This window comes from Acidovorax sp. 22279 (assembly GCF_052045435.1).
Lineage (GTDB): Bacteria > Pseudomonadota > Gammaproteobacteria > Burkholderiales > Burkholderiaceae_C > Acidovorax > Acidovorax delafieldii.
In genome coordinates, this window is record NZ_JBQEOV010000023.1 from 15,133 (window position 1) to 27,104 (window position 11,972).

10 protein-coding genes are annotated in these 11,972 nt (G+C 65.5%); 6 read left to right on the forward strand and 4 right to left on the reverse strand.

What is annotated here, in order from left to right; all coding sequences use genetic code 11:
- Positions 1 to 59: 59 nt before the first annotated feature.
- The 3 genes from boxB to ACTJKQ_RS22875 all read right to left on the reverse strand — a co-directional run bounded on the left by boxB (position 60) and on the right by ACTJKQ_RS22875 (position 4,409).
- Positions 60 to 1,487: a benzoyl-CoA 2,3-epoxidase subunit BoxB gene (boxB, locus tag ACTJKQ_RS22865; protein ID WP_440598180.1), complete on the reverse strand. Its 1,428-nt coding sequence runs from the start codon at positions 1,485 to 1,487 to the stop codon at positions 60 to 62.
- Positions 1,488 to 1,528: 41 nt separating this feature from the next.
- Complete coding sequence (gene boxC, locus ACTJKQ_RS22870) at positions 1,529 to 3,199, reverse strand: 2,3-epoxybenzoyl-CoA dihydrolase (RefSeq protein WP_440598181.1); 1,671 nt, start codon at positions 3,197 to 3,199, stop codon at positions 1,529 to 1,531.
- A 268-nt stretch (positions 3,200 to 3,467) separates the two neighbouring features.
- On the reverse strand, positions 3,468 to 4,409 hold the full coding sequence (locus ACTJKQ_RS22875) for a helix-turn-helix transcriptional regulator (RefSeq protein WP_056746950.1): 942 nt from the start codon (positions 4,407 to 4,409) through the stop codon (positions 3,468 to 3,470).
- Positions 4,410 to 4,600: 191 nt separating this feature from the next.
- Here ACTJKQ_RS22875 and ACTJKQ_RS22880 point away from each other — a divergent pair, with 191 nt between their 5' ends.
- The 4 genes from ACTJKQ_RS22880 to ACTJKQ_RS22895 are packed head-to-tail and all read left to right on the forward strand — an operon-like array spanning position 4,601 to position 9,102.
- Positions 4,601 to 5,068: a 4-hydroxylaminobenzoate lyase gene (locus ACTJKQ_RS22880; protein ID WP_440598182.1), complete on the forward strand. Its 468-nt coding sequence runs from the start codon at positions 4,601 to 4,603 to the stop codon at positions 5,066 to 5,068.
- 54 nt (positions 5,069 to 5,122) lie between these two features.
- Positions 5,123 to 6,673, forward strand: a complete 1,551-nt coding sequence (locus ACTJKQ_RS22885) for a 3,4-dehydroadipyl-CoA semialdehyde dehydrogenase (protein ID WP_440598183.1) — start codon at positions 5,123 to 5,125, stop codon at positions 6,671 to 6,673.
- 48 nt (positions 6,674 to 6,721) lie between these two features.
- Positions 6,722 to 8,275, forward strand: a complete 1,554-nt coding sequence (locus tag ACTJKQ_RS22890; protein ID WP_440598184.1) for a benzoate-CoA ligase family protein — start codon at positions 6,722 to 6,724, stop codon at positions 8,273 to 8,275.
- Positions 8,272 to 9,102, forward strand: a complete 831-nt coding sequence (locus ACTJKQ_RS22895) for an alpha/beta fold hydrolase (RefSeq protein ID WP_440598185.1) — start codon at positions 8,272 to 8,274, stop codon at positions 9,100 to 9,102. The genes ACTJKQ_RS22890 and ACTJKQ_RS22895 overlap by 4 nt, the downstream gene beginning before the upstream one ends.
- Before the next feature lie 60 nt (positions 9,103 to 9,162).
- Here the strand turns inward: ACTJKQ_RS22895 and ACTJKQ_RS22900 are convergent, their stop codons facing one another.
- Positions 9,163 to 9,855 carry a Crp/Fnr family transcriptional regulator gene (locus ACTJKQ_RS22900; protein ID WP_056746945.1) on the reverse strand — a complete coding sequence of 231 codons (693 nt, stop codon included), beginning with the start codon at positions 9,853 to 9,855 and terminating at the stop codon, positions 9,163 to 9,165.
- A 138-nt stretch (positions 9,856 to 9,993) separates the two neighbouring features.
- Here ACTJKQ_RS22900 and ACTJKQ_RS22905 point away from each other — a divergent pair, with 138 nt between their 5' ends.
- Both ACTJKQ_RS22905 and ACTJKQ_RS22910 read left to right on the forward strand, forming a co-directional pair.
- Complete coding sequence (locus tag ACTJKQ_RS22905; RefSeq protein WP_099731989.1) at positions 9,994 to 10,986, forward strand: Bug family tripartite tricarboxylate transporter substrate binding protein; 993 nt, start codon at positions 9,994 to 9,996, stop codon at positions 10,984 to 10,986.
- Positions 10,987 to 10,996: 10 nt separating this feature from the next.
- A complete protein-coding gene (locus ACTJKQ_RS22910) occupies positions 10,997 to 11,962 on the forward strand; it encodes a 3-hydroxyacyl-CoA dehydrogenase NAD-binding domain-containing protein (protein WP_440598186.1) in 966 nt (321 codons plus the stop codon).
- Positions 11,963 to 11,972: the final 10 nt, after the last annotated feature.

Here is an 11,972-nt window from a genome sequence, read left to right on the forward strand (position 1 = left end):
GTGCCGCTCGCGCCGTCTTGCCAGGGGCGGCGAATGCGGCACGGGCAACTCAGCGGCGATCAATTAAAACGCACGTACTCAAAATCCACCGGCTGGCGGTTGATGCCCATGACGGGGGGCGCGATCCAGCCGGCGAACTTGCCCGGCTCGACCACACGGCCCATCAACGACGCCACAAACGCGAAGTCTTCGGGCGTGGGCAGCCATTCGGCCTTGCGCGCGGTCCATTCTGCCTCGCTCACCACGCGGCCGTCGGGCGACATCTTGATGCCCGCCAGCGCGCCGATCTGGCGATTGAAGGCCTTGTGGGGGACCACCAGGCGGGTGGGGACTCCCGCTTTCTCCAGCACCTTGTTCCACCGGCCCACGCCCGCCATGGAGTCCTTGATGAAGTCGTCGCGCAGCACTTCGTTCAGCGCGTTGAGCATGGGCACTTCTTTTTCCAGCAGCTGTCCGTCCTTGACCTCCAGCACCTTGTACGTCTGCCCCTTGAGCACATGATCGTCCGTGCGTTTTCCTTCTTCGTAGCGACCCTTGAGGCCCGAGCTGTAGAACGTGGCGGCGTTGCTCGACTGGTCGGCGCCGAACAGGTCGATGGTCACGCTGTAGTGGAAGTTGAGGTAGCGCTGGACGGTGGGCAGGTCGATGGCGCCAGCCGCACGCACCTTGGCAGGGTCGTCGGTCTTGAGGTCGTTCATCACCTGTGCGGTGCGCGACAGCACGCGCGAGATGCCGCTTTCGCCCACAAACATGTGGTGGGCCTCTTCGGTCAGCATGAACTTGGTGGTGCGCGCCAGCGGGTCAAAAGCGCTCTCTGCCAGGGCCGAGAGCTGGAACTTGCCGTCACGGTCAGTGAAGTAGGTGAACATGAAAAACGCCAGCCAATCCGGCGTCTTTTCATTGAACGCGCCCAGGATGCGCGGGTTGTTCTCGTCGCCGGACTGGCGCTGCAGCAGCGCTTCTGCTTCCTCGCGGCCGTCGCGGCCGAAGTGCTTGTGCAGCAGGTACACCATGGCCCACAGGTGGCGGCCCTCTTCCACATTGATCTGGAACAGGTTGCGCAGGTCGTACATGCTGGGCGCCGTCAGGCCCAGGTGGCGCTGCTGCTCGACCGAGGCGGGCTCGGTGTCGCCCTGGGTCACGATGATGCGGCGCAGATTGGCGCGGTGCTCGCCGGGCACGTCCTGCCAGGCTTTTTCGCCCTTGTGGTCGCCAAAGTGGATCTCGCGGTTGCTGTCGCCTGGGTTCAAAAAGATGCCCCAGCGGTAGTCGCGCATCTTCACGTGGCCGAACTGGGCCCAGCCGTTCGGGTCCACGCTCACGGCGGTACGCAGATAGACCTCATGGTTGGTGGAGCCCTCGGGACCCACGTCGTCCCACCAGTTGATGAAGTTGGGCTGCCAGCCTTCTAGCGCGCGCTGCAACGTGCGGTCTTCGCTCAGGTTCACGTTGTTGGGAATCTTCTCGCTGTAGTTGATGCTGCTCATGGGGTGCTCCTCTGGATGGAAATCGAATGCAGGGCAGGGGGTCAGACGCGCGTCTGGTCAAACCCGGCCTTCTGGCCGGTGCCGTAAACCTTGAGCGCGCCCTTCTCGCCCACGGCGTTGGGGCGGTTGAAGATCCAGTTCTGCCACGCGGTCAGGCGCCCGAAGATGCGGGTGTTCATGTTCTCCCTGCTGGCAAAGCGCAGGTTGGCCTCCAGGCCGGTCAGCGCATCGGGCGACATGGCGGCGCGTTCTTCAATGGCGATACGGATTTCGTCGGCCCAGTCGATGTCGTCGGGGGCTGCCGTGACCAGGCCCAGCGCCAGTGCGCTGTCTGCTTCCAGCGGCCGGCCCGCGGCAGCGCGGACCGCTTCCAGCGGGCCCGCCTCTTCATAGAAGCGGCGCTGCAAGCGGCTTTGGTCATTCACCATGGGCAGCAGGCCAAAGTTGAATGCGTTCAGGGTGAGCGTTGGGGCCTGCTCTGGCGCGTCGGGCAGGGCCAGCATGTAGGTGCGGTCTGCCGCTAAGGCCAGTTCTGCGAGGGTGCCGGCAAAAGCCGATCCCGTCTCGATCAGCGCGAAGAGGCTGCGTGAGGACACATCCAGACGGGCAAACGTACGTCGCAGCGCACCGATGGTCTCGCGCACCAGCCAGTGGTGCTGATGCGCGAGCAAGATGGCATCGCTGGCCAGCACCGCCTGCGCATCCCCTTCTGTCTTCAGCAGCCAGGTGCCAATGTCCAGTTCGTTGGTGCGCAGGTTCAGGATGGCGTCGTCCAGCTCGCGGGCCAGTGCCAGCGGCCACCAGGCGGCGCCCGCTGCTTCAATGGCTGCCGTGTCAGCGGGCTGCGCTCCCTCGGGGGCGCGGATGCACAGCGTGGCCGTGCGCCGTGCGCGGTCGATGTCCACCGTCACGTGCTGGTAGCGCATGCCGTCGGCATGGTCCTGCCGCTCCACGCGTGGCAGGGCAATGCCTTGTGCGCTGCCGGGGCGGGTGCTGGTCTGTGCATGGGCGGCGGCGCGCTCTTGCACCGTGGCGGCAAATTGCGCGGGCTTGGCGATACGGTCCACCAGCCGCCAGTCCACCGCGCGCTGGCCACGCACACCCTCCACGCTGGTGCAGAAGATGTCGGCCAGATCGTGCCGCACGTGGCGCTTGTCCGTGACACGTGTCAGCCCACCGGTGCCGGGCAACACGCCCAGCAAAGGCACTTCGGGCAGCGACACGGCAGACGACCGGTCATCGACCAGGATGATTTCATCGCACGCCAGTGCCAACTCATAGCCACCGCCCGCGCAGGCGCCATTCACAGCCGCAATGAACTTGAGGCCCGAGTGTTTGGAGGAGTCTTCAATGCCGTTGCGCGTCTCATTGGTGAACTTGCAGAAGTTGACCTTCCAGGCATGGCTGGACACACCCAGCATGAAGATGTTGGCGCCCGAGCAAAAGATACGGTCCTTGCCACTGGTGACGATGACGCTGCGCACGCTGGGGTGCTCGAAGCGGATGCGGTTGAGCGCGTCATGCAGCTCAATGTCCACCCCCAGGTCGTAGCTGTTGAGCTTGAGCTTGTAGCCAGGACGGATCCCGCCGTCCTCCGCAATGTCAAGGGACAGCCGTGCAATGGCACCCTCGACCGACAAGGTCCAGTGGCGGTACTGCGTGGGATCAGTGCGGTAGTCAACGCGTTCGGGAACGTGGGTGAGGTCTGCCATGAGGTCTCCGTGGAGAATTAATGCAATATAGTGCTTGTTCGCAGTTGTTGATGTGCATCATCGTGCATGTTGTTCGGTGTGTCAATGCATTTTTTTGCCGATGGCATTCGGGTAGACGGGCAGCTCTGCTGAGAGCTGTGCACGGGTCGATTGGGAGGGGCGAGCTGCACAGGCCGCCGCGGTGGCGGGCGCTGTGCTGTGCCGGGATGGGCGTGGGTGCTGCGGCGCCGATGTCCGGGCGGCAGCCGTTCAGACCGGGTGCAGGTTTTTACGCCACGCGGGCCATGGCCTTGCGCACGCTGGCACTCAAGGTCTGCAGGCTCTGCTCGGGGGTTTGGCCGGAGGTATCCACCGTGATTTCGGCCTTGGAATAGAAAGCAGCGCGCCCGTCCAGGATGCGCTTGAGGTCGTCCATGGCCTCCTTGCTGGCGGCCATCGGGCGCATGTCGCCCTGTGCCACCACCCGCCCCATGTGTTCCTCGGGCGCGGCCCGTAACCACACGGTGGTGCAGTGGGCCAGCAGCTCGTTGAAAGTGGCGGGGTCCGACACAATGCCACCCGGCGTGGCAATGACCACCTCGCTGTGGATTTGGATGGTCTCTTCCAGCGCCCTGCGCTCGTAGCGGCGGTAGGCGGTGGTGCCGTACAGGTCGTGGATTTCGCGCACGCTGCACCCGGCGAGGGCCTCGATGGCGCGGCTCAGTTCAATGAAGGGAACATCCAGCTCGCGCGCCAGCAGCGGCCCCAGGGTGGATTTGCCAGCCCCCCGCAGACCCACCAGCGCAATGCGGCGGTGCCTTGCTGCGTCGTTGTGCCCCCCACTCAGCAGCTCGTGCAACGCCAGGCGGGCACGCCGCAGTTCGGGCTCGCTGCGGTGTTCCAGCAGTTCGCGGATCAGCAGCCATTCGGGCGATTGCGTTGTGAAATCGCCCACGAGCTCCGCCAGCGAGCAGTGCAGCGCATGGGCCACCTGCTGCAGCACCAGGATGGAGGCGTTGCCCGTGCCGTACTCCAGGTTGGCCAGGTGGCGCTCCGACACGTCGGCGGCCACCGCTACCGCCTTGCGGGTCAGGCCCCGCTGTGCACGCAGATTGCGAACGCGCTCGCCCAGCGACACCAGAAGAGGGTTCTTGGGCTCCTCGGCCGATGACTGCGCACCCTCCTGCGCGGAGGCGGGTGCGAGCAGCCCCGCCGTTTCTGTTTCATTCATACCCATCCTTTTCATGGAGCGCCCTGGTCTTCTCAGGGAAAACGCCATTCATGCACTATAGTGCTTGACATGGATCTTTGAGGTAACTATGGTTCATTAATTGGCAAAATACTGCATGTTTTGGATGCGCGCAAGGCGGTGGATCAAAAACGGTGCAGATTGGGCCCCGACTCTAGCTGCACCCACTGCCCATGTCCGACAAAACTGCATTTCACCAAGCCCTGGTTGATGTGACCGCCCAGCTCGCTGGCAAACCCCTGGATGCCGCTCTGGCGCAATGGCTGAACACCATGCACGGCCCCACCAGTGCGACCTACCAGCGCTTGCGGGAGGCGTGCATTCAGGGCGCACGTGAAGGCTGGCTGTGTGAACGCGAAGGCGGCGGCATCCGCTATGGCCGTGTGTTCAAGCCCGAAGATGCCTTGCACCGGTTTTCTGTGGACGTGGTGGACATGCAAAACATTGCTGGCCCCCACCACACCCACCCGCAGGGCGAAATCGATTTGATCATGCCACTGGAGGGGGAGGCGTTGTTTGACGGCCACCCTGCCGGCTGGTGCGTCTACCCGCCCGGCAGTGCCCACCACCCTACGGTGGCGCGCGGCAGGGCGCTGGTTTTGTACCTGTTGCCCGAGGGGCAGATCCAGTTCACCCGCTAGGGCTGGCGCCAGCGCTGCTCCCTATTGACTTGCTTGCTCTGAAAGATTGACTGCATGACTGAATTGCTCGCCAACCACCTTGCCGGCCGCTGGCAACACGGAACAGGGCCCGGCACTGAGCTGCGCGATCCTGTGCTGGGCACCGCCCTGGTGCGGGTGGACGCCACGGGGTTGAATCTGCCCGAGGCCTTTGCGTTTGCCCGCGAACAGGGGGGAGCTGCGCTACGCGCTGCCACCTATCGCGAGCGGGCCGCCATGCTCGGCGCGGTCGCCAAGGTGCTGCAGGCGTACCGCGACAGCTATTACGACATCGCCACCGCCAATTCCGGCACCGTCAAGACGGACTCTGCGGTGGACATCGACGGCGGCATCTTCACGCTCGGCCAATACGCCAAATGGGGTGACGCACTGGGCGATGTGCGCGTGCTGCGTGACGGGGACGCCGTCAGGCTGGGCAAGGAACCGGTCTTTCAGTCGCAGCACCTGCAGGTGCCGAGGCCAGGGGTGGCGGTGTGCATCAACGCATTCAACTTTCCCGCCTGGGGGCTGTGGGAAAAAGCTGCGCCCGCCTTGTTGTCGGGCATGCCGGTCATCGTCAAGCCCGGCACATCCACGGCATGGCTGACCCAGCGCATGGTGCAAGACGTGGTGAACGCAGGGGTGTTGCCCGCCGGTGCACTGTCGATCATCGCGGGAAGCTCGGCGGGCCTGATGGATGCGCTGCAACCCTTTGATGTGGTGTCGTTCACCGGCTCTGCCGAGACGGCGGGCGTTGTCCGGGCGCATCCGGCGGTGGCGCAGCGTTCGGTGCGCGCCAACATCGAGGCGGACAGCCTCAATGCCGCGCTACTGATGCCCGACGCAGAGCCGGGCGGCGCCGCCTTTGACTTGCTGGTGCGCGAAGTCGTTCGTGAGATGACCGTCAAGTCCGGCCAGAAGTGCACCGCGATCCGCCGCATCCTGGTCCCCGCTGCGTCGTACGCTGCGGTGGCCGAGGCGGTCAGCGCCCAGCTGGCCCGCGTGGTGGTGGGCGACCCCCGTAACCCGGAAGTGCGCATGGGTTCGCTGGTCAGCCGCGCGCAGTTCGATGGGGTGCAGACAGGCATTGCCACCCTGGGGGGCCATACCGACGTTGTGTATGACGGCCGAACGCGGCCGCTGGTCGATGCCGACCCTGCCGTGGCGGCCTGCGTCGGACCGGTGCTGCTGGGCGCGCGCGATGCCGATAAGGCCTCCGTCGTTCATGACGTGGAGGTGTTTGGACCGGTGGCCACCTTGCTGCCCTACAACGACCTGCCCCATGCGCTGGCCCTTGCGCAGCGTGGCCAGGGCTCGCTGGTGACCTCGCTCTATGGTGCCGACGACAAGGCCCTGGCCCAGGCCGCCATTGCGCTGGCTGCGAGCAATGGCCGTGTGCATGTGGTGACGCCGGCAGTGGCCACTGCGCACACGGGCCACGGCAATGTCATGCCCATGTCGCTGCATGGCGGGCCCGGCCGGGCTGGTGGTGGTGCCGAGCTGGGCGGCTTGCGGGCGCTGGACTTCTACCACCAGCGCAGTGCGGTGCAGGCCAGCCCCGAAGTGCTTGCTGCGCTGGGCTGCTGACCCCCGTACCCACCCACAAAAACAACGCCATCGCGACGGAGACACCCCATGAACAGCCTTCCGGAACAGTTCAATTTTGCAGAGCATCTGTTTGCTCTCAACCGCACGCGGGGTGACCGCATCGCCTACATCGATGACCAGGGTACCCTGAGCTACAGCGCGCTGGAAGACCGCGCACGGCGGCTGGCGGCGGTGCTGGCCAACACTGGCGTGCGGCGCGAGGAGCGCGTGCTGCTGCTGATGCTGGACACCAGCGACTGGCCGGTGGCGTTTCTGGGGTGCCTGTACGCGGGTGTGGTGCCGGTGGCGGTCAATACCCTGCTCAAGCCCGACGACTACGCCTACATGCTGACGCACTGCCGGGCGCAGGCGGCACTGGTCTCCGGCGCATTGCTGCCGGTGCTGAACGAGGCGCTGGCCCTGGCACCCCACCATGAGGTGCGTGCTTGCGTGGTGTCGCAGCCGCAGGGCACTTTGGCTGCAGGGGCGGTGGACATGCAGGCCGCCATCGCCAGCACCTCCGCGCTGACTGCGCCCGCCCGCACCGGCCCGGACGAGCCCGGGTTCTGGCTTTATTCCTCGGGCTCCACGGGCAAGCCCAAGGGCACGGTGCACACGCAGGTCAGCCTGTGGTGGACGGCCGATTTGTATGGCAAGGCGGTGCTGGGCCTGACCGACAAGGATGTGTGCTTTTCAGCCGCCAAGCTCTACTTTGCGTATGGGCTGGGCAACAGCCTGACCTTCCCTTTGTCAGTGGGCGCCACAGTGGTGCTGATGGCCGAGCGACCCACGCCAGACGCCACGTTTGAGCGCTGGACGCGCCACCAGCCCACGGTGTTCTTTGGGGCGCCCACCGGTTTTGCCGGCATGCTCGCCTCGCCTCGCCTGCCTTCCCGAAGTGCGGTGGCGCTGCGCATGTGCTCGTCTGCCGGCGAGGCGCTGCCGGCCGAGATTGCGCAGCGCTTCAAGGACCATTTCGGCTGCGACATCATCGATGGCATTGGCTCGACAGAGATGCTGCACATCTTCCTGTCCAACCGCCCTGGCGATGTGCGCTACGGCACCACGGGCAAACCGGTGCCGGGGTACGAGATTTCCCTGCGCGGCGAAGACGGCAGCGAGGTGGCGCAGGGCGAAATTGGTGACCTCTACATCCAGGGCCCCAGCGCTGCGCTGATGTACTGGAACAACCGCGCCAAGACCCGCGAGACCTTCCAGGGCGCGTGGACCAAAAGCGGCGACAAATATGTGCGCGATGCCGAGGGTTACTACACCTACGCCGGGCGCAGCGACGACATGCTCAAGGTCAGCGGCATTTACGTGTCCCCCTTCGAGGTGGAGGCCACGTTGATGCAGCACACTTCCGTGCTGGAGGCAGCCGTGGTCGGCACGCAGGATGCTGATGGCCTGACCAAGACCAAGGCGTTTGTCGTGCTCAAAGATGGGCAGGCGGTCACACCGGATGAACTCAAGGACTTTGTGAAGGAACGCCTGGCGCCGTACAAGTACCCGCGTCTGATCGAATTCTTGCCCGAGCTGCCCAAGACGGCCACCGGCAAGATCCAGCGCTTTCGGCTGCGCGAACGGGAGCAGCGGGCGTGAGTGCCAACGGCGTTCCACCCAGCCCCGTGGGGCGCACAGAGCATGTGCCAGTGCGCTGGCGCAACCGCACGGTCCATATCGAGTACCAGTGGATAGCCCCCGAGCGCAGCACTGCCCCCTTGGTGGTGTTCCTGCACGAGGGCCTAGGCTCCGTGGCGATGTGGAAGGACTTCCCGCGCCAGCTGTGCGATGCGGGTGGGTTTCGGGGGCTGGTGTTCTCTCGTCCTGCTTATGGCCGTTCCACACCCCGGCGCGCGGACGAGGTGTGGGGCGTGGACTTCATGCACCAGCAGGCACACGAGGTGGTGCCCGCATTCCTAGATGCACTGGGAGTGCAGGAAGCCGCCTGGCTCTTCGGTCACAGCGATGGCGCATCGATTGCCCTGTTGCTGGCTGCACGCTGGCCGCAGCGCGTGCAAGGTCTGGTGGTGATGGCGCCGCACATCTTTGTGGAAGACGTGACGGTGCAAAACATCGAACGCGCGCGGGACGCTTACGAACAGACCGATCTGCGCCACAAGCTGGCGCGTTACCACGACGATGGGGATTCGGCCTTCTGGGGCTGGAACCGCGTCTGGCTGGACCCGGCCTTCCGTGCGTGGAACATCGAGCCAGAGGTCGCCCAGATCCGCGCCCCCGTGCTGGCCATCCAGGGCTGTGATGACGAATACGGCACCCTGGCCCAGATCCGGGGCATTGCCCAGCGGGTGCCAGGCACCCGGTTGCTGGAATTGCCGGACTGCGCGCACTCTCCGCACCGTGACCAGCCTGGTGCGGTGATGGCCGCTGCGGTCGCCTTCATCCAAGCGCACCACTCGCCCACATAGCGGCAGATGGTGCAGTAGCGGGCGGTAGCCCATGCACCCAGTGACGCCAAAAAAAAGGGGCTATTCCACCTGACGCCGCAGGCCTTCCAGGTCGGTCACGGTGATGCCGCCGTATTCGATCTCCAGCAGGCCAGCGGCCTGCAGCCGCTTCAACGCCGCGTTGCAGCGCTGGCGTGATACGCCCGAGAGATTGGCAATTTCTTCTTGCGACACCTGCAAGTGCGTGTCGCTGCCCGGGTGCAGCCAGGGGTGGAACAGGCCTGCCAGCGCGCGGGCCACCTGGCTGTCGGTATCGAGCAAATGGTGGGCCGTGAAGTTACCCAGAAACCAGTGCATGCGTTCGTTGATCTGGCGCAGCAGAAAGTGGTCAAAGCTGCGCTGCGTGGCGTGCAGCCATTCAAAAGTCTCCATCGGCACCAGCGCAACGCGGCTGGGGCGCAGTGCGATCACGTCGGCCGTGCGGGGCGTGCCGCGCAGCAAGGTGCCCTCGCCAAACCAGCTTCCCGCCGACAGTCCGCCGAGCGTGACCGAGCGGCCATCCCCCGAGGTCACAGTCCACTTCAGCAGCCCCTCGATGGCGCCATACCAGTGCACCGGGGTATGGCCGCGCCGGCACAGCTCGCCGCCCTGGGGCACTTCGACCTCGCGCACATCGTCCATCACCCGCTGCTGGGCGGCGCTGTCCAGGGCCGGGAACCAGGCAGAGTGCAGCAGCAGATCGGTGAGGGTAGGGGGCGCCAGTTTGACCAACATGGTGAGAGTGTCTCCTGCGCCACTGTGTGCTGTACAGGCGCGTGCGCGTATTCCCTGAGTCCAAATGTCATCGCGATGACTGAATGTGCAGGGGCGTCAAAAAATAATGACGGCTCCATCCACAGGAGACACATGATGATGCACACCCGCCGCCAGTTCATGCACCACGTTGGTTGCGCCTCTGCGCTGGGGGCCTTGTCGCCGCTGGCCGCCTGGGCGCAGACCATCGACCAGGTCAAGATCTTTTACGGCTTTCCCGCAGGCAGCGCGGGTGACAGCGTGGCGCGCAGGGTGGGCGAGAAGCTGGCGGGATCGCCCTACACCCGCAACCCCGCGGTGGTGGAAAACAAGCCCGGCGCGGGCGGCCGCATCGCGCTGGAGTCGCTCAAGGGTGCGCCCGCCGATGGCAGCGTGCTCACGCTGTCGCCATTTTCGTGCACGTCCATTTACCCGCACATTTACAGCCGCCTGAGCTACGACCCGGCCAAGGACTTTGTGCCGGTGTCCATCGGCGCCGTCATGCACCATGGTCTGGCTGTGGGGCCGCTGGTGCCTGCCTCCGTCAAGACGGTGAAGGACTTTCTGGCCTGGGCCAAGGCCAACCCCGGGCAGGCGAACTACGGCTCACCCGCAGCGGGCTCCACGCCGCACTTCATCGGTGCGCTGCTGGGCTTGAACAACGGCGTGGACCTCAAGCATGTGCCGTACCGCGGTTCCATCCCGGGCGTCACCGATGTGGTGGGCGGGCAGATCGCGTCGATGGTCACGCCCAGCGGAGACTTCATTCCCAACCACAAGGCGGGCAAGCTGCGGCTGATCGCCACCTCGGGTCAGGCGCGGTCGCCGTTTTCGCCCGAGGTCGCCACGTTTGCAGAGCAGGGCTTTCCAGAACTCACGACCGAGGAATGGTTTGGCTTTTACGCCCCGGCCCGCACGCCGGCAGCCGTGGTGTCTGCCGCCAATGCCGCCATCAACGCAGCGATCAAGGACAAGGCCGTCATGGACAGCCTGGCCGTGGTGGGGCTCATCGCGAAGGGCTCTACGCCTGCGGAGATGCTGGCCTCGCAACAGGCCGAATATGAGCGCTGGGGGCCGCTGGTGAAGAAGGTCGGCTTCACGGCAGAGTCCTGAAAGGTTCCCCATGGCACACACCGTGAAGCGCGTGGCTGTGGTGGCCACCGGCACCATTGGCGCAAGCTGGGCCGCCTACTTTCTGGCGCGGGGCCTGGACGTGGAGGCCATCGACCCGTCGCCAGGGGCCGAGCAGCGACTGCGGGACGCCGTCGCCTCGCATTGGGTGGCGCTGGCGCAGCAGGGGCTGGCCTCGGGGGCAAGCCAGGAGCGCCTGCACTTTCATGTGCGGCTGGAAGATGCACTGGCGCAGGCCGACTTTGTGCAGGAGAGCGGGCCCGAGCGGCTCGACTTCAAGGTGGACCTGTTCCGCCGCATGGATGCAGTGACCCCGGCGCATGTGGTGCTGGCCTCCAGTTCTTCGGGGCTGGCGGTGACGGACATGCAGAAGGATTGCGCACATCCCGGGCGCGTGGTGCTGGGCCACCCGTTCAATCCGCCGCACATGATCCCGCTGGTCGAAGTGGGCGGCGGCGAGCGCACCACGCCCCAGGCGGTGGCCGATGCCATGGCGTTCTACACCCGCATTGGCAAGCGTCCCATCCACGTGCGGCGTGAGATCAAGGGGCACATTGCCAACCGCCTGCAGGCGGCGCTCTGGCGCGAGGCCTTTCATCTGGTGGACCAGGGCGTAGCCACTGTGGAAGACATCGACACAGCCATCTCCCAGGGTCCCGGCTTGCGGTGGGCGCTGATGGGGCCGTTCATGAACCTGCACCTGTCGGGTGGCGAAGGTGGCATAGCCCACCTGCTGGCCCACCTGGGCGGTCCCATCGAAAGCTGGTGGCAGGACCTGGGCACGCCGTCCATGACCGAAACCTTGCAGCGCCAGGTGACCGATGGGGTCGCACAAGCACTAGGCACGCGCCAAGCCAGCGATCTGGCCCGTGCGCGGGATGCCTTGCTCATTGAGTTGCTTCGCGCCAAGCAGGTGTCCGGCCTGTTGAACAAGCCCGATCCCGGTCTGCACACCTAAGGCACAGCGT

What these genes read in the sequence shown, in the direction of transcription:
- boxB (WP_440598180.1), bottom strand. Translation starts at nt 1,487, where the DNA reads ATGAGCAGCATCAACTACAGCGAGAAGATTCCCAACAACGTGAACCTG.
- boxC (WP_440598181.1), bottom strand. Translation starts at nt 3,199, where the DNA reads ATGGCAGACCTCACCCACGTTCCCGAACGCGTTGACTACCGCACTGAT.
- ACTJKQ_RS22875 (WP_056746950.1), bottom strand. Translation starts at nt 4,409, where the DNA reads ATGAATGAAACAGAAACGGCGGGGCTGCTCGCACCCGCCTCCGCGCAG.
- ACTJKQ_RS22880 (WP_440598182.1), top strand. Translation starts at nt 4,601, where the DNA reads ATGTCCGACAAAACTGCATTTCACCAAGCCCTGGTTGATGTGACCGCC.
- ACTJKQ_RS22885 (WP_440598183.1), top strand. Translation starts at nt 5,123, where the DNA reads ATGACTGAATTGCTCGCCAACCACCTTGCCGGCCGCTGGCAACACGGA.
- ACTJKQ_RS22890 (WP_440598184.1), top strand. Translation starts at nt 6,722, where the DNA reads ATGAACAGCCTTCCGGAACAGTTCAATTTTGCAGAGCATCTGTTTGCT.
- ACTJKQ_RS22900 (WP_056746945.1), bottom strand. Translation starts at nt 9,855, where the DNA reads ATGTTGGTCAAACTGGCGCCCCCTACCCTCACCGATCTGCTGCTGCAC.
- ACTJKQ_RS22905 (WP_099731989.1), top strand. Translation starts at nt 9,994, where the DNA reads ATGCACACCCGCCGCCAGTTCATGCACCACGTTGGTTGCGCCTCTGCG.
- ACTJKQ_RS22910 (WP_440598186.1), top strand. Translation starts at nt 10,997, where the DNA reads ATGGCACACACCGTGAAGCGCGTGGCTGTGGTGGCCACCGGCACCATT.